Annotated in this window: 18 protein-coding genes and 5 tRNA genes; 3 read left to right on the plus strand and 20 right to left on the minus strand. The window is 47.6% G+C overall.

The window, feature by feature from the left end:
• The 20 genes from E0E47_RS09485 to E0E47_RS09585 form a co-directional block, all read right to left on the minus strand.
• Positions 1-546: a hypothetical protein gene (locus E0E47_RS09485; RefSeq protein ID WP_130893549.1), complete on the minus strand. Its 546-nt coding sequence runs from the start codon at positions 544-546 to the stop codon at positions 1-3.
• 169 nt (positions 547-715) lie between these two features.
• A complete protein-coding gene (locus E0E47_RS09490; protein ID WP_130893550.1) occupies positions 716-3424 on the minus strand; it encodes a hypothetical protein in 2709 nt (902 codons plus the stop codon).
• A 179-nt stretch (positions 3425-3603) separates the two neighbouring features.
• Complete coding sequence (rpoC, locus tag E0E47_RS09495) at positions 3604-7881, minus strand: DNA-directed RNA polymerase subunit beta' (protein WP_130893551.1); 4278 nt, start codon at positions 7879-7881, stop codon at positions 3604-3606.
• Between the two features lie 29 nt (positions 7882-7910).
• Entirely contained in the window at positions 7911-11726 is a 3816-nt protein-coding gene (gene rpoB / locus E0E47_RS09500; protein ID WP_008623168.1) for a DNA-directed RNA polymerase subunit beta, read from the minus strand.
• A 107-nt stretch (positions 11727-11833) separates the two neighbouring features.
• Positions 11834-12211: a 50S ribosomal protein L7/L12 gene (gene rplL / locus E0E47_RS09505; protein ID WP_008623169.1), complete on the minus strand. Its 378-nt coding sequence runs from the start codon at positions 12209-12211 to the stop codon at positions 11834-11836.
• Between the two features lie 38 nt (positions 12212-12249).
• Positions 12250-12768, minus strand: a complete 519-nt coding sequence (rplJ, locus tag E0E47_RS09510; RefSeq protein ID WP_021980206.1) for a 50S ribosomal protein L10 — start codon at positions 12766-12768, stop codon at positions 12250-12252.
• 14 nt (positions 12769-12782) lie between these two features.
• Entirely contained in the window at positions 12783-13481 is a 699-nt protein-coding gene (gene rplA / locus E0E47_RS09515; protein ID WP_008628199.1) for a 50S ribosomal protein L1, read from the minus strand.
• A 21-nt stretch (positions 13482-13502) separates the two neighbouring features.
• A complete protein-coding gene (gene rplK / locus E0E47_RS09520) occupies positions 13503-13940 on the minus strand; it encodes a 50S ribosomal protein L11 (protein ID WP_008628200.1) in 438 nt (145 codons plus the stop codon).
• A gap of 55 nt (positions 13941-13995) precedes the next feature.
• On the minus strand, positions 13996-14541 hold the full coding sequence (gene nusG, locus E0E47_RS09525; RefSeq protein WP_008628201.1) for a transcription termination/antitermination protein NusG: 546 nt from the start codon (positions 14539-14541) through the stop codon (positions 13996-13998).
• Positions 14542-14549: 8 nt separating this feature from the next.
• Positions 14550-14741, minus strand: coding sequence for a preprotein translocase subunit SecE (gene secE / locus E0E47_RS09530; RefSeq protein WP_008623176.1), 192 nt, complete (start codon positions 14739-14741; stop codon positions 14550-14552).
• 15 nt (positions 14742-14756) lie between these two features.
• Positions 14757-14829: transfer RNA gene (locus E0E47_RS09535), tRNA-Trp, on the minus strand.
• 41 nt (positions 14830-14870) lie between these two features.
• On the minus strand, positions 14871-16052 hold the full coding sequence (gene tuf / locus E0E47_RS09540) for an elongation factor Tu (RefSeq protein ID WP_008628203.1): 1182 nt from the start codon (positions 16050-16052) through the stop codon (positions 14871-14873).
• Between the two features lie 47 nt (positions 16053-16099).
• Positions 16100-16171 (minus strand) — tRNA-Thr (locus E0E47_RS09545).
• Positions 16172-16181: 10 nt separating this feature from the next.
• Positions 16182-16254 (minus strand) — tRNA-Gly (locus tag E0E47_RS09550).
• Between the two features lie 40 nt (positions 16255-16294).
• Positions 16295-16377, minus strand: a tRNA-Tyr gene (locus E0E47_RS09555).
• Positions 16378-16398: 21 nt separating this feature from the next.
• Positions 16399-16472: transfer RNA gene (locus tag E0E47_RS09560), tRNA-Thr, on the minus strand.
• An 89-nt stretch (positions 16473-16561) separates the two neighbouring features.
• Positions 16562-16861 (minus strand): ribosome hibernation-promoting factor, HPF/YfiA family, encoded by a 300-nt coding sequence (hpf, locus tag E0E47_RS09565; RefSeq protein WP_008628206.1) that lies wholly within the window; start codon positions 16859-16861, stop codon positions 16562-16564.
• Between the two features lie 12 nt (positions 16862-16873).
• Positions 16874-17755 (minus strand): tyrosine recombinase XerC, encoded by an 882-nt coding sequence (locus E0E47_RS09570; RefSeq protein ID WP_008628207.1) that lies wholly within the window; start codon positions 17753-17755, stop codon positions 16874-16876.
• Between the two features lie 66 nt (positions 17756-17821).
• Positions 17822-18013, minus strand: coding sequence for a 30S ribosomal protein S21 (gene rpsU / locus E0E47_RS09575; RefSeq protein ID WP_008628208.1), 192 nt, complete (start codon positions 18011-18013; stop codon positions 17822-17824).
• 174 nt (positions 18014-18187) lie between these two features.
• A complete protein-coding gene (locus E0E47_RS09585; protein ID WP_130893552.1) occupies positions 18188-19180 on the minus strand; it encodes a malate dehydrogenase in 993 nt (330 codons plus the stop codon).
• A gap of 130 nt (positions 19181-19310) precedes the next feature.
• Here E0E47_RS09585 and E0E47_RS09590 point away from each other — a divergent pair, with 130 nt between their 5' ends.
• The 3 genes from E0E47_RS09590 to E0E47_RS09600 are packed head-to-tail and all read left to right on the plus strand — an operon-like array spanning position 19311 to position 22260.
• Entirely contained in the window at positions 19311-21143 is a 1833-nt protein-coding gene (locus E0E47_RS09590) for an aminopeptidase P family protein (RefSeq protein ID WP_130893553.1), read from the plus strand.
• Positions 21144-21146: 3 nt separating this feature from the next.
• A complete protein-coding gene (locus E0E47_RS09595; RefSeq protein ID WP_130893554.1) occupies positions 21147-21731 on the plus strand; it encodes a gamma carbonic anhydrase family protein in 585 nt (194 codons plus the stop codon).
• Between the two features lie 19 nt (positions 21732-21750).
• The gene (locus tag E0E47_RS09600) at positions 21751-22260 is read left to right on the plus strand and encodes a PH domain-containing protein (RefSeq protein WP_130893555.1); all 510 of its coding nucleotides are present in this window, start codon (positions 21751-21753) and stop codon (positions 22258-22260) included.
• Positions 22261-22362 lie beyond the last annotated feature (102 nt).

Below are 22362 nucleotides of genomic sequence, written 5' to 3' on the forward strand. Positions count from 1 at the left end.
TTAGCTTTTAATTTGATATTCAGGAATAATCTCCACATTTGCACCTACTTGCTGACCATACACCGTAAAATAAACATCCATAATCCCCCTATCGTTAACGGACGAGTGATACACATCACCCACAGACAATTCATCATCATCAAAAACTACCTCAACGTCATAATGCGGCTTTGGGAAACCCTTCCCCGGTTCTACCCAATAAACATACACCTCACCCATAACCCCCACAGGTCTATTCTCATAATGTACATTTCCCATATTATCCATTAACGGAATATCCGCAAATATTACTACATCAAAATCGCTTGAACCTGCCAATATCCGTTTTGGTTCATCATCCTCTTCTTTTGGAGGCTTTGGCGGAGTTACAGACTCCCCTCCTTGCGGCATGCTCCTCTTCGCCAAAGTAGCTGTGCCTGTCTCATCATTCAGCACAAAACCCTCAGGGTAACCATCATCTTGGGAACACGCGGAAAATCCCACAAACACCAATCCGGCCAAAACAACCGGAGCCAAAGCTCTCACTAACAAATTCTTCTTTTCCATATTCTAAATTGTTTTTAATCGACTCAAATTTGCAGAAAAAGATTGGAAGCGACAACAGCAACCATGCAATCTGTTACATCTGAAAATACTTTTGATACATAAGAGAAAGTACACGTTACACGGGAATAAAGCCATACGCTCTTCTATGAACGAAATCTATTTCATTTTCTCATTCATTGAAAATGCTCCGCCCGTCCGGTGTGACACCCTCAGCGGATATCCGAATTTCACGGCAAGACGAATTGTTGTAAAACTCGATAATAGCCTCGCCCTTCCCGTCCGTCCGCACGTCCGGGTTCCAATACAGCGTGCGGCGGAAGTCCTCCGCCGGGGGCATCAGGGAATAATCCGGCATCTCGAACGTGGAAGGCACATTGTAACCTTGGAAGAATGTGCGGCGAACGCCTTTTTCCGATCTACGAGTTGATGCCCCATGCGAATAAACGAAAACGGTGACCACCTCCTCCGCAAAAGGAGGATAATGGTAAGATGCCGACGCACCCGGGTCTTCTGTAATGTACACAGACTTCGCTTCGTCCAAAAAAACAGGAAACGAAACATCATTTTTTTTCGTTTTAGCACCTGCAGGGACTTTCATCGCCAGTTTTCCTCCTCCTCCGGCATACACATTATCTAAAATCCACACAATCGGATGCCCTTTATAACGTCCAATATAATCCTCGTCTTGACATTCTCCCCCATTGGCAATCGCTTCGGTTTCTTCCTCTTCATCGGAAAGTCCTCCCCCCTCTCTCACTAAAGTATCTTTCGCGACAGCTAACTCTACAGGCGTAAGAGCCCCCTTCACATCTATCCCCGGAAAAAAAAGCAGATTATTCAAATCAGCAAACTCTACCCGTCCCATAAACCAATCTTTGAATAACGGGATTTCTTTCCCTTCATCCAAATACCGTTCCGTTTCCTCATCGCAGTCATAATACACGTCGGCCCAATACTGCCCGCGCTTCTCCGTAGCCCAGGCCGCACGGGCACCGTCCGTGAAACGGCGTTTGGCCTTCACGTCCACCTCGGGAAGCTTGTGAAGCCGTTCCGAAAGGGAAAGAAGGGGCAACGTGTCGAACTCCATCGTGTCCGGCAGTAAGGGCAAGTCCGACGGAAGGACCGGAAGGGCACGGCACTCATAAGGGGACAAGCGGCGGGCCGGAGGACCGAAACGACGGTCAACCGTCAAGAGGTAACGGCTCTTAAGCTTCTTCACACCGGCCTTGAGCTGAAGGTTCCACTCCCCCCATACGTCCGGAAGCGAAAAGGCATAACGGCCCAAACTGTCTGTCACCGTGGCACCGTCCAAATGGCTTCCTCCGGAATATACGTAGGCTTTCAGAGGAATGCCATCCACCGGAAGCGATTTCTTTACCGAACGAAGACGCCCCGTGACGTACAGCGTATCTTCCACCGGATGCCACTCCTCCGGACTGCGCGGACGATACCCGGACAGTTCCTCCCAGTCGTAACGCCGCCAACCCTGGACCAGCATCAACAGGTCAGACGCGCGGCGGTGCACCGAATCGTCCGACTCGAAATAATAACCCACGTCCTCGATGTAACCCTTCACTTCGGAAGACAGCAGCAGCCATGACTTCACCGAAGGGCCGCGCCCGTTGAACACCGTGCCGCCGTCCATCGCAGAAAAGGAGAAGACAGAGCCGGGGACGGAACGCAGGCGGAGGCGGACCTTGCCGCAGGGAGTGAGACGGGCCGTCTCTGATTTGATGCCGATCGTGTCGGAAGGGGAAGGCTTCGGAAAAAGGAAAAACAAGCGTTCGCACAGGATGCGGCCGCTGCCGTCGAACACCGTCAGCTGGTTCACGCCCTCGGGAAGGCTGTCCCGAAGGTACGACTTATGGTAACCCGAGCCCACGCGGAACGTGTCGCAAGTCCATACACGGCCGTAGTTCATCAGCATGTAGCCCAACAGGCGGTCACGGTACGACGCCGTGCCACGGACGCTGAAACGCAAAGAATCGTCAAAACACGGGGGAAGCTCCAACACGCAACCCTCTGAGGAGGGATCCGGCAAGGGAAATTCCTTAATATGGCCACGGGCGTCACGCAGGCGGAAACGAAGACCGTCGCAGGAAGACGGGACGGTGAATACACCACGACCGATGCTGTCTGAAGAACCACGGCACACCACACGCCCATCACCGTCCAACAGCTCACCTGCGGCATGCACATGACGCCCACTGCCGTCGGAGACCTGAAAGGCCACGCGGCTGCGCAAGCCCGACACCAGACGGCCACCCTCCGGATAAAAGGACACGTTCAGACGCGAACGGTGCAATGTGTCCGCCTCACGGAAATCCGGCAGGCGGCGACGGTAACTGCGCTCGTCCATCACCGGATCATAAGCTCCCAGGGTGGAAGGGGCGCGGAACACCGGGAACACGCGGGAGAAACACGCCGGGCCGCCCCAGTTCGACATGTAACGGGTGAAGGCACGGACCTCATAGAAGCCCGCGCCGTAAAGGGAATCCAACGATAAGTCACCGTGCGCATGGCCACGCCCGTCTATCTTCAGCTTCCGCCGCTGCACCACGTCGCCACTCGGGTTCAGCAGCTCCACGTAGAGCACGCGGCTACGGACGCCGGGACGGTGCCCGTCTGCACGGACCACATAGGCCGTGAACCACATCTTCTCGCCCATGAAGTAACCCGTGTTGTCGAAATGGAGGTAGACCTTCTCCTGGACCACATGACGTGTCGTGGACACCACACGGGTCATGCATCCCAGGAGGCTGTCCAATGCAGACGGAGCGCATACCGTTTGGGCCAAGGTTTGGCAACACCACCCGAAAAGGAAAGATAATGTAATCAAGGATTTCAAGTTATCCCATTTTCTAATAAGTCCTATCATAAAAAAGCCTCACAAGAATTATACATATTTATTTCACTATAAAGGTGGATAAAATAAACCGACCAAACAATAGGAATATATAAAATGTAACACCAAACAAACGATTCGTTACACTACAAAAAAACCGCCCCGGAATATATCCGGAAGCGGTCTTGTCAACACTCCTTTACAAGATTTATCTACTTGTCAAAATCAAGTATGGACTTACGATTGGCCATCAGGCGATCGTATTCCTCCTGACAACCTACGACAATCTTACCGAACTCACGAAGCCCCGTACCCGCCGGTATCAGATGACCGCAAATCACGTTCTCCTTCATACCTTCGAGTTTATCGGTCTTTCCATTGATGGCCGCGTCATTCAGCACCTTCGTCGTTTCCTGGAAGGAAGCTGCCGACATGAAGCTCGAAGTCTGCAGTGCCGCACGGGTAATACCTTGCAGAATCTGGATTGAAGTGGCCGGCATGGCGTCACGTACCTGCACTAACTTCAAATCCTTACGTTTCAACGTAGAATTCTCGTCACGCAACTTACGGGCCGTCACAATCATACCTTTCTGCATCGTTTCCGAGTCACCGGCATCCACCACGACTTTCTTGCCCCAAATGCGGTCGTTCTCTTCTGCGAAATCGAGTTTGTCCACAATCTGCTGTTCCAAGAACCGCGTGTCGCCCGGTTCGTCAATCTGCACTTTGCGCATCATCTGGCGGACAATCACCTCAAAGTGCTTATCGTTAATCTTCACACCCTGCAGACGATACACGTCCTGTATCTCGTTCACGATATACTCCTGCACCGCTGTTGGACCTTTAATGGCCAAAATGTCGGCAGGCGTAGTGGCACCGTCAGACAACGGAGTACCAGCACGTACATAGTCGTTCTCTTGTACCAGAATCTGTTTGGACAACGGCACGAGATACTTCTTCACTTCACCCAACTTGGAAGTGACGATAATCTCACGGTTACCGCGTTTCAGTTTACCCATCGTGATTTCACCGTCGATTTCCGAAACCACTGCGGGATTGGACGGATTACGCGCTTCGAACAACTCCGTCACACGCGGAAGACCTCCCGTGATGTCGCCGGCTTTACCTACGGCACGCGGAATCTTCACCAATACGTCTCCGGCTTTGACAATCTGATTGTCCTCAATAGCCAAGTGTCCGCCGATGGGGAAGTTATACGTACGAATCAGCTCTCCGTTCTCGTCCAAGATATGAGCCGAGGGAACCTTCGTCCTGTCTTTTGACTCTATGATAATCATCTCGCGCAGACCCGTCGTCTCGTCGGCTTCCACACGATAAGTCACACCTTCTATCACGTCTTCAAACTGAATCTTACCCGGAGTTTCCGTCACGATAACCGCGTTAAACGGATCCCACTTGGCTATCAGCTTGCCTTTCTCTACTTTATCTCCTTCGTTCACATACAAAGTAGAACCGTAAGGCACATTTTGCGTGAAGAGGACAATATCGGTATTCACGTCGACGAAGCGGACCTCGGCCAAACGTCCTACCACCATCTTGGCTGCATTTCCGGTCTCATCGGTAATGTCTACCGTACGCAACTCTTCAAACTCTACCTTCGAATCGTACTTCGCGACGATAGACGCATTGGCTGCCGCATTCGAAGCCACACCACCGGCATGGAACGTACGCAACGTCAACTGTGTACCCGGCTCACCGATGGACTGGGCGGCAATCACACCGACCGCCTCGCCTTTCTGTACCATCCGGCTCGTAGCCAAGTTGCGGCCATAGCACTTCATGCAGACTCCCTTACGGCTCTCGCAAGTCAATACGGAACGGATTTCCACGCTCTCAATCGGAGAGTCTTCGATTTCCTGTGCCTTGTCTTCCGTGATTTCCTCCCCGGCGGAAACAATCAACTTACCCGTCGTAGGATTGATAATATCATGCACGGACACACGTCCGAGGATACGTTCGTAAAGTGAAGAAATGACTTCATCGCCGTTCTTCAAAGCCGTACATACCAGACCGCGCAACGTACCGCAATCCTCTTCCGTGATAATCACATCGTGGGATACGTCCACAAGACGACGCGTCAAGTAACCGGCATCGGCTGTCTTCAAGGCCGTATCGGCCAGACCCTTACGGGCACCGTGGGTAGAAATGAAGTACTCCAACACACTCATGCCTTCCTTGAAGTTGGAAAGAATCGGGTTTTCGATAATCTGGGCGCCTTCGGCTCCGGCTTTCTGGGGCTTGGCCATCAAACCACGCATACCGGAAAGCTGGCTGATCTGTCCGGCAGAACCACGGGCTCCGGAATCCAACATCATATATACGGCATTGAAACCCTGATCGGCTTCTTTCATGGTCTTCATCAAGACCTTGGAAAGGTCGTTATTGACGTGTGTCCAAGTATCGATGACCTGGTTATAACGTTCGTTGTCCGTAATGAAACCCATACCATAATCATTGGCAATACGTTCCACTTCTTCGTTTCCGCGACGAACCAGTTCCTCTTTTTCTTCCGGAATGATAATATCCCCCAAGTTGAAAGACAAACCACCCACGTATGCCATGCGATAACCCAGATTCTTGATACCGTCCAGGAATTCGCAGGCACGAGCCACACCTACCGTCTTGATCACGTCGGTAATGATGCCGCGCAAGGTCTTTTTGGAAATGATGTCATTGAAATAACCGACTTCTTCCGGTATAATCTCGTTGACAATCACACGACCTACAGACGTTTCCACCATCTTCTTTTCCAACTCGCCATTCGCATTCAGGTCTTTTACCACAACTTTAATAGGCGCATGAATGTCCACACGCTTCTCATTGTAAGCAATGATAGCCTCTTCGGGACCATAGAATGTCAAACCTTCGCCCTTAGAACCGGGACGGAGCTTGGTAATATAGTAGAGGCCCAACACCATATCCTGAGAAGGCACCGTAATCGGCGCACCGTTTGCCGGATTCAGAATATTGTGAGACTGCAACATCAGAATCTGCGCTTCCAGAATCGCTTCGTTGCTCAAAGGCAAATGCACGGCCATCTGGTCACCGTCGAAATCGGCATTGAACGCCGTACATGCCAACGGGTGCAACTGGATAGCCTTACCTTCTATCATCTTGGGTTGGAAAGCCTGGATACCCAAGCGGTGCAATGTCGGGGCACGGTTCAACAACACTGGATGACCTTTCATTACGTATTCCAAAATATCCCAAATCACGGGTTCCTTGCGGTCTACAATCTTCTTGGCAGACTTCACGGTCTTCACGATACCGCGTTCTATGAGCTTACGGATGATGAACGGCTTATAAAGTTCTGCGGCCATCAATTTAGGCAGACCGCATTCTCCCATCTTCAACTCCGGTCCTACAACGATTACCGAACGGGCTGAATAGTCCACACGCTTACCCAACAGGTTCTGACGGAAACGGCCTTGCTTACCTTTCAACGAATCGGAAAGGGACTTCAAAGGACGGTTGGCATCCGTCTTTACCGCACTGGATTTGCGGGAGTTGTCGAACAAGCTGTCCACGGCCTCTTGCAACATACGTTTCTCATTACGCAAAATCACCTCGGGAGCTTTGATTTCAATCAGTCGCTTCAGACGGTTGTTACGGATAATGACACGGCGATACAAGTCGTTCAAGTCGGAAGTGGCGAAACGGCCGCCATCCAACGGAACCAACGGACGCAGTTCGGGCGGAATCACCGGAAGGATTTTCATAATCATCCATTCGGGCTTATTGCGTCCCCGGCTAGCACGGAATGACTCAACCACCTGCAATCGCTTCAGAGCTTCGGTCTTACGCTGCTGGGCCGTATCGGCATTGGCACTGTCACGCAATTCGTATGACAATTTATCCAAATCCAAACGGATTAAAAGGTCATAAATGGCCTCTGCTCCCATCTTGGCTATGAACTTATTAGGATCCGAATCATCCAAATACTGGTTCTCTTTGGGAAGTTTCTCCAAATAATCCAAATATTCATCTTCGGTCAGCAAATCGTTTGCTGCGATTCCTTCTTCGGCCAACACACCCGGTTGGATGACAATATAACGTTCGTAGTAAATGACTGCATCCAACTTCTTTGTCGGTATTCCCAACAGATAACCGATTTTGTTAGGTAACGAACGAAAATACCATATATGAGCTACAGGTACCACCAACGCAATGTGTCCTGAACGTTCGCGACGTACCTTCTTTTCTGTTACTTCCACGCCACAACGGTCGCAAACAATACCTTTATAACGAATCCGTTTGTACTTTCCGCAATGGCATTCATAATCCTTCGTCGGACCGAAAATACGCTCGCAGAACAAACCGTCACGTTCGGGTTTATAGGTACGATAGTTAATGGTTTCGGGTTTCAAAACCTCACCATACGAATTTTCCAGGATTTCTTCGGGCGAAGCCAATCCGATGGTAATCTTCGTAAAGTTACTCTTTATTTTAGATTCTTTTCTAAAAGCCATATTCTGTTATTAATAAAAGAGTTCAACTGTTATTCAAGCGTAATGCTCAACCCCAAGCCTCTCAACTCGTGGAGCAACACATTCAGTGATTCCGGGATACCCGGAGTCGGCATCGGCTCGCCCTTGACAATCGCTTCGTATGCTTTCGAACGGCCTACCACATCGTCCGACTTGATAGTCAAGATTTCCTGTAGCACATGAGATGCACCGAACGCCTCAATGGCCCAGACTTCCATTTCTCCGAAACGCTGACCACCGAACTGTGCCTTACCACCGAGCGGCTGTTGGGTAATCAATGAATACGGACCGATGGAACGGGCGTGCATCTTGTCTTCTACCATGTGGCCTAACTTCAACATATAAGCAATACCGACAGTGGCCAACTGGTCGAACTTCTCACCGGTCTCGCCATCATACAACTGCGTAGAGCAATAGCGCGGCAAACCGGCCTTATCCGTCCATTCACACAAGTCATCCAACGTAGCACCATCGAAAATCGGAGTCGCAAACTTCACTCCAAGTTCTTTTCCGGCAGCCCCTAAAACAGTCTCGAAAATCTGACCGATGTTCATACGAGAAGGCACACCCAACGGATTCAAAACGATATCGACCGGCGTTCCGTCGGCCAAGAACGGCATGTCTTCCTGACGTACGATTTTTGATACGATACCCTTGTTTCCGTGACGTCCGGCCATCTTGTCGCCGACACCGATCTTACGTTTCTTGGCGATATAAACCTTAGCCATCTGAATGATACCTGAAGGCAACTCATCGCCAATCGTAATCGCAAACTTCTTACGTTTCAGTTCGGCATCAAGCAACTTGTATTTCTTCAGGAAGTTTATAATCAGTTGAGATATCAATCCGTTCAGATGCTCGTCGTCCGTCCAGCCACTTAACTGTATCGTCGTAAAATCGAGTCCTTCCAAAGCGGAAGCCGCAAACTTACGTCCCGAAGCAATCACATCGCTACCCATATAATCTTTCACGCCTTGTGAAACCTTGTCTTTCGTCAGTTCCAACAATTTGTCTATCAAGATGGCCTTCAGATCTTCAACCTTACTGTTGAATTCCTCATCTATTTTCGGAAGGATCAGCTTGTCCGCAGCCTTGGCAGCACGTGTCTTGATGGCACGGGAGAACAACTTCTTATCTATCACCACACCATTCAATGACGGAGAAGCTTTCAAAGAAGCATCCTTCACATCACCGGCTTTATCACCGAAAATGGCACGCAGCAGCTTCTCTTCGGGCGAAGGATCGCTCTCACCCTTCGGAGTAATCTTACCAATCATAATATCACCTGGCTGAATGCGGGCACCGACGCGGACAATACCATTTTCATCCAAATCTTTAGTAGCTTCTTCGCTTACATTCGGAATGTCGGCCGTCAACTCTTCCACTCCACGTTTCGTTTCACGCACTTCCAACGAGAATTCTTCCACATGGATAGAAGTCAAAATATCTTCGCGTACCACGCGTTCGTTCAGCACAATGGCATCTTCATAGTTATAGCCTTTCCATGGCATGTAAGCCACCAAAAGGTTCTTACCCAACGCCAGTTCTCCTTGTTGGGTAGAATAACCTTCCGTCAAGATGTCTCCGGCTTTTACGCGTTGACCTTTATCGCAGATAGGACGCAGGTCTATCGTCATATTCTGGTTTGTACGACGGAACTTCGGAATACGGTATTCTTTCAACGCTGGCTCGAAACTTACGAACTCTTCTTCTTCCGTACGGTCGTACAAAATACGAATGGTCGTAGCGTCCACATACTCTATCACACCATCACCCTCGGCTGTAATCATCGTACGGGAATCCTCACATACCTGCTTTTCTATACCGGTACCTACAATCGGAGATTCGCTACGCAACAAAGGCACCGCCTGGCGCATCATGTTTGAACCCATCAACGCACGGTGCGCATCGTCATGCTCCAAGAACGGAATCAAAGATGCGGCAATAGAAGCAATCTGCTGCGGAGCCACGTCCATCAGATTCACATCAGAAGGGGGAACAACTGGATAATCGTCATCCTGACGACACTTTACTTTCTTACGGATAAACGTACCGTCATCATTCAACGGCGCATTACCCTGTCCGATAATCTTGCCTTCTTCCTCTTCTGCTGTCAAATATTCAATACCGGTTTCCAATGATAAATCAACCACTCCGTCTTGCACCTTACGGTAGGGGGTTTCGATGAAACCGAGGTCGTTAATCTTGGCATATACACACAAAGAAGAAATCAAACCGATGTTCGGTCCTTCAGGAGATTCGATAGGACACAGGCGGCCATAGTGTGTATAGTGTACGTCACGCACCTCAAAACCGGCACGTTCACGAGACAAACCGCCAGGACCGAGGGCAGACAAACGACGTTTGTGCGTTACCTCTGCCAAAGGGTTGGTCTGGTCCATGAATTGCGAAAGGGCATTGGTCCCGAAGAAAGAATTAATCACGGAAGAAATGGTCTTCGCATTAATCAGGTCCGTCGGAGTAAAGACTTCGTTATCACGTACATTCATACGTTCCCGAATCGTACGACTCATGCGAGCCAAACCAATAGCAAACTGATTGCTTAATTGTTCGCCCACAGTCCTTACACGACGATTGCTCAAATGGTCAATGTCATCCACAAGTGCCTTCGAGTTTATCAACTCTATCAAATACTTGATAATCTCGATAATATCTTCTTTCGTCAATACGCGGACGTCCATATCCGTAGAAAGATTCAGTTTTCTATTGATACGGTATCGTCCCACTTCGCCCAAATCATAACGTTTCTCTGAAAAGAACAAGTTATTGATAACTTCACGTGCACTGGCATCATCTGCGGGGTCGGCATTACGCAACTGACGGTAAATGTATAATACAGCCTCCTTCTCAGAATTACTCGGGTCTTTCTGAAGTGTATTGAAAATGATAGAATAATCAGACGTATTTATCTCTTCCTTATGCAACAACACACTTTGGACACCGCTATCCAAAATGATACAAATATTGTCTTCGTCCAATATAGCCTCACGGTCTAAGATGACTTCATTACGCTCTATTGAAACCACCTCACCGGTATCTTCATCCACGAAATCTTCAATCCAACTCTTCAGTACGCGCGCAGCTAACTTCTTACCTATGTATTTCTTTAAATTGGTTTTCGTCGCTTTGACTTCTTCTGCCAAGTTGAATATCTCCAAAATATCCTTGTCGTCCTCGAAACCTATGGCACGCAACAAAGTCGTAACAGGCAATTTCTTCTTGCGGTCGATATACGCATACATGACATTATTGATGTCTGTAGCAAATTCAATCCATGAACCTTTGAATGGAATGATTCGTGCCGAATACAGTTGCGTCCCATTCGCGTGAATACTTGAACCGAAGAAAACACCTGGAGAACGATGTAACTGAGAAACTACAACTCGTTCTGCACCGTTAATAATAAAAGTTCCATTATCGGTCATATAGGGAATAGGACCTAAGAACACATCCTGAATAACCGTGTCAAAGTCTTCGTGGTCCGGGTCGGTACAGTACAACTTCAATTTGGCCTTGAGCGGCACACTATAGGTGAGTCCCCGCTCTAAACACTCTTCTATAGTATAGCGCGGCGGATCAATATAATAATCAAGGAACTCCAAAACGAAGTTATTACGCGTATCGGCAATTGGAAAATTCTCTGAGAAGACTTTATACAAGCCGTCGTTTTTACGTTTCTCAGGAGGAGTATCCAACTGCAGGAAGTCCTTAAACGACTTCAATTGCACATCAAGAAAATCCGGATAAGGCATCGGACTCTTAACTGTTGCAAAGTTAACTCTCTGATTTACAAGATTAGAAGACATCTATATTATTATTAGTTGAACTTGTTGATAGTTTTAGACACAAAAAGGTAAAGAACCCTCTACCAGAGGATTCTTTACCGACAAACCTGCTAATACAGGCTTTTTAATTACTTCAACTCGATTTCAGCACCAGCTTCTTCGAGAGTCTTCTTCAAAGCTTCAGCATCAGCTTTCGGCATTCCTTCCTTCAGCACGCTAGGAGCACCGTCAACCATTTCTTTTGCTTCTTTCAAGCCAAGGCCACAAGCTTCTTTCACAGCCTTAACTACCTGCAACTTAGCTGCACCTGCACTCTTCAATACAACATCGAAAGAATCCTTTGCAGCAGCAGCTTCAGCACCGCCAGCAGCAGGACCAGCAGCAACAGCAACAGCTGCAGCAGCAGGTTCAATTCCATACTCATCCTTCAGGATAGTTGCCAATTCATTAACTTCCTTAACTGTCAAATTTACCAATTCTTCAGCAATAGCTTTCAAATCTGCCATTTTTATTCTATTTTTTATTTGTTTGATACTAATTTAAATTATTCGGGTCTTTCACCGAGAGTCTTGAGAACTCCATGAATAGTGTTTCCACCTGATTGAAGAGCAGAAAGTACATTCTTCGCCGGTGATTGCAACAAAGCCACAATCTCGGCAATAACTTCATCCTTACTCTTGATAGCCGTGAGAGCTTCGAGTTGGTCTGCACCCACATAGAAACCTTCTTCAGCATAAGCCGCTTTCAATGCAGGCATTCCATCCTTAGCAAAATCTTTCAACAACTTTGCTGGAGCATTTGCCGTATTTGCAAACAACACAGCAGTCGTGCCCTTTAAGCAATCGTACAAAGGAGTATAATCCGTTTCAGCTGCTTCCAAAGCTTTGTGAAGTAATGTATTCTTCACAACTACCATTTTAATTTCAGACTGAAAACATTTTCTTCTCATCGCACTGGTCGTTGCGGCATTTAACCCCGTCACATCAACCAGATAGAAATGAGCATACTCATTCAAGACTTCGCCAAGTTGGGCTATAATATTACCTTTATCTTCCTTTCTCATGATTCAATTACTTTTTAAATTTCCTCAACAGCCTTCGGGTCAATCTTGATACCGCGGCTCATCGTACTTGAAAGATAAATACTCTTAATATAGGTACCCTTAGCGGCTGCAGGTTTCAACTTATTGATAGTTGAAATAAACTCTTTCGCATTCTGTGCAATTTGCTCAGCAGTAAAAGAAACCTTACCTATAGAAGTGTGTACAATACCAGATTTATCTACTTTAAAGTCTATCTTACCTTGTTTCACTTCTTTTACAGCCTTGGCCACATCCATAGTTACAGTACCACTCTTCGGGTTAGGCATCAATCCGCGAGGACCGAGTACACGACCGAGGGCACCGATTTTTCCCATTATTGAAGGCATCGTGATAATGACATCCACGTCAGTCCAACCGCCCTTTATCTTCTCGATATATTCATCAAGACCTACATAGTCAGCGCCTGCTTCCTTAGCAGCAGCTTCAGCATCTGGAGTACACAAGCAAAGAACCCGCGTAACTTTACCCGTACCATTTGGCAGAGACACAACACCTCTCACCATCTGATTGGCTTTACGGGGATCCACACCTAAACGTACATCAATGTCCACGGAAGCATCAAACTTGGTTGTCGTGATATCCTTAACCAACTGAGAAGCTTCTTTCAAAGAGTATGCTTTCCCTGCTTCAATCTTGTCAGCGACCAACTTCTGGTTTTTTGTCAGTTTACTCATTTTAATTGAAGATTTTAATTATTAACCCGGGAAGTCTCCTTTTACAGTGATACCCATACTTCTTGCTGTTCCTGCAACCAATTTCATCGCAGCTTCTATTGTAAAGCAATTCAAATCAGGCATTTTATCCTGAGCAATCGTACGCACTTGCTCCCAAGAGATTTCAGCAATCTTTTTACGGTTCGGTTCAGCAGAACCACCTTTTAACTTCGCAATCTCCATCAACTGTACTGCTACGGGAGGAGTCTTGACGATAAAGTCATATGACTTATCAGTATAATAGGTGATTACCACCGGGAGCACCTTACCGGCTTTCTCCTGCGTTCTGGCGTTGAATGCTTTACAGAAATCCATGATATTGATACCCTTGGAACCCAAAGCAGGACCTACTGGGGGTGATGGATTTGCAGCGCCTCCTTTAATCTGTAATTTGATTAATCCAGCAACTTCTTTAGCCATTTTTTTGTTATTTATTGAATTTGATATTCAAGAACAATACGCGTAACAAAACGCATCATTCTTTCTCCACTTGCATAAAACCTAATTCCAACGGCGTCTTACGGCCGAAAATCTTAACCATTACTTTCAGCTTCTTCTTTTCGTTATTCACTTCTTCGATTACGGCAGAAAAGCCACTAAAAGGTCCTTCTGTTACCTTAACCGTTTCCCCTTCAGCATAAGGTATCAACACTTCTTCAGGTACATCTTGCATTTCGTCAACAGCACCTAAAAGACGATTAACCTCAGATTGACGCAACGGAGTAGGGTTACTATTAGATTCACCCAAAAAGCCCAATACGTTCGGCGTATTACGCAACAATACAGGTATCTCACCCACTAAAGCCGCCTCTACCAACACATAACCCGGTAAATGATTACGTTCCTTAACGATACGTTTACCATTACGAACCTGAACTACTTTTTCTGTCGGTATCAACACCTGAGAGACGAATTTTCCAAAGTCACCTTTTTTAATTTCGGCATCAATGTACTCCTTCACCTTGCTTTCCTTTCCACTCACGGCACGCATAACGTACCATTTCATTTCAGTATCAGCCATCTCTCTACTTAATTAGGATAAATAACTTCCATTGCGCTCTGGAATACGAAGTCCATAGCAAAAACAACCAGTGCAATGAGTAGGGAAGCAGATAATACTACGACTGCACTGTTAGTAAGTTCTGAACGAGTCGGCCAAGTTGTTTTATGGACAAGCTCATCATAAGATTCCTTACAATATTTAAAGATCTTCTTAAACATACTCTTTATTATTAGCACGGGAGGAGAGGCTCGAACTCCCGACACCCGGTTTTGGAGACCGGTGCTCTACCAACTGAGCTACTCCCGTAAATGGCTCTCTCTTAGGGGAGAGCCTATGATGACCTTAAATTAGTCAAAAACTTCAGTAATCTGACCAGAACCTACCGTACGTCCACCTTCACGGATAGCGAAACGCAAACCTACGTTCAAGGCTACCGGATAAATCAAGTTTACTGTAATTTCCACGTTATCACCCGGCATTACCATTTCTGTACCTTCTGGCAAGTGAATTTCACCTGTACAGTCCATAGTACGCAGATAGAATTGAGGACGGTATTTGTTTCCGAACGGAGTATGGCGTCCACCTTCTTCTTTCTTCAAAACGTAGATAGAAGCCTTGAAACCAGAGTGAGGAGTAATAGACCCCGGATGAGTAATTACCATACCACGCTTGATTTCTGTTTTATCGATACCACGAAGCAACAAACCAACGTTATCACCAGCTTCACCTTCGTCCAACAACTTACGGAACATTTCTACACCGGTAATCACAGACTTCTTGTCTTCGCCCAAACCAAGAATCTGAACTTCATCACCTACTTTCACAACACCAGTCTCGATACGACCAGTTGCTACAGTACCACGACCAGTAATAGAGAATACGTCCTCAACCGGCATCAAGAAAGGCTTTTCAACGTCACGAACAGGCTCCTGGATCCAAGTATCACAAGCGTCCATAAGTTCCATTACCTTATCTTCCCATTCAGGTACACCATTCAATGCACCCAAAGCAGAACCACGGATAATCGGAGTATCTTCTTCGAAGTCATAAGCTGCCAACAGTTCACGCATCTCCATCTCAACGAGTTCCAACATTTCTTCGTCATCAACCATATCGCACTTGTTCAAGAATACGACCAAACGCGGAACGTTTACCTGACGAGCCAACAAGATGTGCTCACGAGTCTGAGGCATCGGACCATCAGTTGCAGCAACCACGATGATTGCACCATCCATCTGCGCAGCACCAGTTACCATGTTCTTTACATAGTCGGCATGTCCCGGGCAGTCAACGTGTGCATAGTGACGGTTTGCAGTTTCATACTCAACGTGTGATGTATTGATAGTAATACCACGCTCTTTTTCTTCGGGAGCGTTATCAATCTGATCAAACGATTTTACTTCTGACAAACCCTTCTTTGCCAATACTGTAGTAATAGCAGCAGTCAAAGTAGTCTTTCCGTGGTCTACGTGACCGATAGTACCAATGTTTACATGAGGTTTGGTACGCTCAAACTTCTCTTTAGCCATAGCTTTTTCCTTTTTATTTAATTAATGAATAATCTAATGCTCATCCGAGCTGTTACCGAGACTTGAACTCGGGACCTCTTCCTTACCAAGGAAGTGCTCTACCGCTGAGCTATAACAGCAAAAAATCAGAGCGGAAAACGGGACTCAAACCCGCGACCCCCAGCTTGGAAGGCTAGTGCTCTATCGACTGAGCTATTTCCGCGACTTCATTATTTGACCTTTTACAAGTTCCTCAATGAGTGTGGGCAAAGATGGATTCGAACCACCGAAGGCGTAAGCCAGCAGATTTACAGTCTGCCCCATTTGGCCACTCTGGTATTTGCCCTTCTTATAATAGTTTTGCTTGAGCCTCTTGTCGGATTCGAACCAACGACCCCGAGATTACAAATCACGTGCTCTGGCCAACTGAGCTAAAGAGGCGTTTGCAGCCTACACATCTAACGACATGCCTTAAACGGCTGCAAAGTTAAGTCTATTTTTTGAAATCACAAATAAAAATCTCTTTTTTTTTAATGACTTCTTTGTTTTTCCTTATATTTGGATATTTGGCGTACCAACGCATCCAAACAAACATCTACTGCTTCTTCAAATGTGTCGCAAACTTTCTCCGCAAAAAACTCTCCTGTCGAGGCCAAAACCTTGATGGATGCCTCTTTATTCATGGAGGTCTCGGGCTTTACGACCTTTAATGACACCTCTACCTTTCTTATTTCTTCGCTAAATTTTCCGAACTTTGCTACTTTCTTCTCGATAAACTCTTGGAGTTTCTCTGTGGCATCAAAATGAATTGCCTGAATTTTTACTTCCATAGTCTTGTCTTTTTAAGCTCTTGGATGAGCCTGGTTATACATTTCTTTTAACTCCTCAAAAGTTGTGTGCGTGTAAATCTCCGTAGTAGAAATACTCTCATGCCCCAACAACTCTTTTAAAGATTCTAAATCTGCATGATGGTTCAACATCGAGGTTGCAAAAGTATGCCGTAACACGTGCGGACTCCTTTTCTTCTGTGTAGTCACCATTCCTAAATAATGCCGCACAAGATTCCGCACCTTTACATTTGTAAGCCGCTCGCCCTTCTCGTCCACGAACATCGCACCCCCATCTTCCAGACCTAAAGATGATTTCTCATCCAGATATGCCGTGAGTAATGCTTCCAATTCGTCACCGAACGGAACGATTCTCTGTTTATTTCGTTTTCCCGTGACTCTTATCACGCCACCCCACATATCCACGTCCTGATTATTCAGGCTCGTCAACTCAGAAAGGCGAATACCCGTCACATAAAACGTGTTCACTATCAACTTATCTCTTTTGCCTAAGAAATCATTACCGAAAAAATCACCGTCTAAAAGACGGTTCATCTCACTTTCTTTCAAGAACACCGGCAATGGCTTCTTTTTCTTGGGACCTTGTATATTTCGCACAGGATCTACTTTTATCCAATCCCGCCTCAACAAATACCGATAAAACGTACGCAAGGCACTCAATCTACGGTTAACCGTAGTAGCCGTACGGCCTGCCTCCATCATCGAGACCATCCAGTCTCTCACGACATCTCCGTCCATCGTTTCCCAAGACAATGTGGAGTCCACCTTTTTATAATACGATTCAAACGCATTCAAATCGTCGCGGTATTCTTCGACTGTCCTCAACGAATAATTCCGTTCAAGCGTCAAATATTCCAAAAAAGCTTCTGTCCACATACCTCGTTGCTTTTACGACAACGAATATAGGAAATAAAAATGAAAGTTCAAAGAAAAACAGCTAAATTATTCTTCTACACGTTGCATTTTCTGAACGTAAATCGCACGTTCCTTAGCGAGCCTCTTGACCACCGAAGGTTTGTCAAACTGTTGTCTGCGTCTCAATTCCTTCACGACACCAGTCTTTTCAAATTTTCTTTTGAATTTCTTCAGCGCTCTCTCGATGTTCTCGCCTTCTTTTACAGGTACTACAATCATGTTTTTTGTTTTTAATAATAATGTATGAATACTATTTTTGCAAAATGCGGTGCAAAATTAAACAATGTTTTTTGAATCGACAAAGAAAACACGTTTTTTCTATGACACAAACCTTAAAAAAGGTGCATATCCCGTCGAGATATGCACCTTCTAAACCTTATTGGCATCAACCGATTACAGATTCGGATTGATTTTGCTCCATTCTGAAATAGCAGGAACAATATTCAATGTCACGAGTTCGTCGCGCATCTTGCAAAGGTGTGCGTAGCTGGCATCCAATTTGGCAATTTCTTCGGCCGTTCCTTCGGGCATTGTATAATGACAGCCGTTTGCGTCCAAGGTCGTATTCATTGCCATCATGATATGATCGTACTTGTCGGTCTTTACGTATGTACCGGCCGGCCAACGGAACTTCTCACCACCCATAGCCGCACGAATCATTTCTACTGAAAGATAAGAAGGGCTCTGGAAAGAAGAACGTCCGCGGAGTTCGATTATCTTAGCGCCTCCCTTGGTCACGTCCACTTTCATGGTTTCCCATTCTTCTGCCGTAAACACATCTGTTCCGATCAAGTCGTTCAAAGGCTTGCCGTCAACCTTCACGGCCGAACCGAACACAGCCATCTGCTCGCCGTGACCGCCGTATGTGGCACAACCTGTCACCTTGCTTTGCAACACGCCGAACTTCTTGGCCAACGCGCTCTGCAAACGAGTAGAATCCAAACCGGCCAAAGTCGTCACCTGAGAAGGCTTCAAACCGGAATAAAGCAATGTCACCAAACCGGTCAAGTCTGCCGGGTTGAAGATGATGACTACATGCTTCACATCGGGGCAATAGGCTTTGATATCCTTACCGAGCTGTTCTGCGATTTCGCAGTTGCCCTTGAGCAAATCTTCACGGGTCATACCCTGCTTACGAGGAGCACCACCTGAAGAAATGATATACTTGGCATCTTTGAAAGCCTCAGCCACATTGGTCGTAGCCGTGATGTTCACATTGTCGAAACCGCTCTGGCGCATTTCTTCTGCCACGCCTTCGGGAGAGAACACGTCATACAAACACAAGTTTGAAGTCAAACCCATCATCAGGGCAGTCTGTGCCATGTTCGAACCGATCATACCGGCTGCACCGACAATCACCAATTTGTCATTCGTCAAAAATTCCATACTCTGTTTTTTATATATGATACAATTAGAAGTTCTTTATTACGCACACAAAATTAAAGAAAAAGGTTCAGACTTACTAATTAAAAAGCGGAATATTTTTTTTCTTAAACAAGAATAATATATTTTTGTAATGCACAAATGGCAAAACAGTATCATGAATAAAAACATCAATAAAAGAGTAGCCGAATTAAGGCTCCATTTAGAGGAAAACGGGTTGGCAGCCTACATTTTCCCTAGCACGGACCCGCACCATAGCGAATACCCCCCCGAGTACTGGAAGACACGGGAATGGATTTCCGGCTTCAACGGTTCTGCCGGGACGGCTGTCGTCACATCGGACGATGCCGCACTGTGGACCGACTCCCGCTACTTTATCGCAGCGGAAGAACAACTGAAGGACACTCCGTTCCGCTTGATGAAAGAACGTTTGGAGGGCACACCGTCCGTCACGCAATGGTTGGCGGAGGTTCTTCCACCGGGAAGTGCCGTGGGCATGGACGCATGGACCAACTCCGCAGACGAAATCCGCACCATCAGGGAAGAGCTCACCCATTGCGGACTGCACCTTGAAATAGCAGACCAACCGGCTGACACGCTGTGGAAGAACCGTCCGGCTCTACCCGATTCACCGGTCAGAATACAACCGCCCGCCTTCGCAGGCCGTAGCATAACCGAAAAACTCGCACTCATCCGCGAGGCCATGGCCGGGCGACAAGCCGACGGACTGATTCTGTCCGCCCTTGACGAAATAGCCTGGACGTTGAACCTGCGCGGCACGGACGTGCATTGTACGCCCGTATTCGTAGCTTACACATGGATTACCCCCTCCCTCTGTACCTTATATATAAATAAGGTGAAAGTCACGGAAGAGGTTTCTACTCATCTGGAGGAATGCGGTGTGGAAACACGGAACTATACCGACATCCTGCCCGATTTGTCACGTTTTGACGGCAAGCGGATATGGACAGACTGCCAAACCACAAACTACGCCCTCTGCCGCAGCCTGCCCGAAACATGCTCCGTAGTAGACGCAGCATCCCCCGTGAGCTTGCTCAAAGCCGTAAAACATCCGGCAGAGGTGGAAGGCTACCGCCGCGCCATGCTACGCGACGGCGTGGCCATGGTGAAATTCCTCAAATGGCTCACACCGGCGGTGCAGGCCGGAGGACAAACGGAACTTGGCATCAGCCGTAAACTGGAGGAACTGCGCAGTGAACAGGACTTGTTCTGCGGAAACAGCTTCGACACCATCGCCGGATATGCCGCCCACGGAGCCATCGTGCACTACGAGCCTACTCCGGAAACCGATTTGGAACTTCTACCGCAAGGCCTGTTGCTGCTCGACTCGGGCGCACAATACGAAGACGGCACGACGGACATCACCCGCACCATCGCCCTCGGACCGGTGAACGAGGAGGAACGCCACGACTATACCTTGGTCTTGAAAGGACACATCCGGCTAGCCCGTGCCAAGTTCCCGCAAGGTTGCAGTGGCACGCAACTCGACGCTTGCGCCCGCTATGCCATGTGGCAGGAGGGCATTAATTATCTTCACGGCACGGGGCATGGCGTAGGTTCCTGCCTGTGCGTGCACGAAGGTCCTCATCAAATCCGCATGAACTATATGCCGTCCCCACTCCTCCCCTACATGACCGTAACCAACGAACCGGGCATCTACAAGGAAGGGCGGCATGGCATACGCATCGAAAACACGCAAATCATCTTGCCCTATCGGGAAACCGAGTTCGGCACATTCCTCCAGTTCGACCCGCTCACCCTCTGTCCCATCGACATGGAACCGATAGACTGGTCCTTGCTCGACACGGAGGAAATCGAATGGCTCAACCGTTACCACAGCCGGGTGTACGACCAACTGGCTCCGTTGCTCGACCACGAGCACCGCACATGGCTTCGCGAGGTGACCTGGCCATACGAACACACAAAAACAACTCATAAATCATAAAATATGGCATTGATTAAGAAACTCAACGACTTGACTCCCAAGTTCGGCAAGCACTGCTACTTCTCCGAAGGGGCAGCCATCATCGGCGACGTCACCATGGGCGACGACTGTACCGTATGGTTTAACGCCGTCCTGCGCGGTGACGTACATTTCATCAAAATCGGCAACCGCGTGAACATCCAAGACGGCTCTTGCCTGCATACGCTTTACGGCAAAGCCCCCATCGTCATCGGTGACGACGTGACCGTAGGACATAATGTCACGCTGCACGGTTGCGAAGTGAAAAGCGGCGCCCTCATCGGCATGGGGGCCACCATTCTGGACCACGCTGTCGTCGGCCACGGTGCCATCGTGGCCGCCGGTGCCTTGGTCCTGAAGAATACGGTCATCGGCGACGGCGAACTGTGGGGAGGCGTACCGGCCAGATTCATCAAGAAGGTAGACCCCGAACAAGCCAAGGAGCTCAACGTGGGCTATGCCCAACACTACGTCATGTACTCCGACTGGTACCGCCGTTCGGATGCCCATCCCGAACACATGCATTACTGCACCACATCGGAAGAGTATGACGAAGCTACCCGACGGTAATACGTCAACATGTGAAATCATGAGAAAATTCCAATCCTCTTATTCTATCGGACTGTTATGCACCACCTGGTTCATGTCTTTCATCTTGCTGGCAGCCGCCACTACGGCCATCTGCCGGCTGATGAAAGGACAAACCGGCATAGGATTTACAGTAGTTCTGTACGCCTGTATCTGTCTTGTCATCGTAGCATTCATATATTCCTATTTTAACCAAATCAAACAGGTAGAAGTGACAGCAGACAAGGTTGTCATCAGAAAGGTATATGGTGCCATAACCATCCCCCGAAAAGAAATCCTATATGCTCGCCACAGAAAAACGCTCACCCGTGCCATCAAAAGTTGGGGCGTTTATGGGCTGTTCGGACTCTCCGGAGAGTTTTGGGAAGATAAGACAGGACAGTTCACCGTAGTAGTCAAAGACACCCAATCACTGATTGAAATTAAAACATCAAACAAATGTTACGTCGTCAGTTGCGACCGCTATGAAGAGGTGTTGAAACTGTTGGAACAAACCGGATACCAACTTTAGACTGAAACATAAGGTTATGTCCCAACACGGAACTGTACCCCAAAAGTTTTTTGTCTAACTTTTGGGGTACAGTTCCGTGTTGGTGCCCACTTTTTTGTTTAC

It is taken from the genome of Paraprevotella xylaniphila YIT 11841 (genome assembly GCF_900683745.1).
In the GTDB taxonomy this organism is placed as follows: Bacteria; Bacteroidota; Bacteroidia; order Bacteroidales; family Bacteroidaceae; genus Paraprevotella; species Paraprevotella xylaniphila.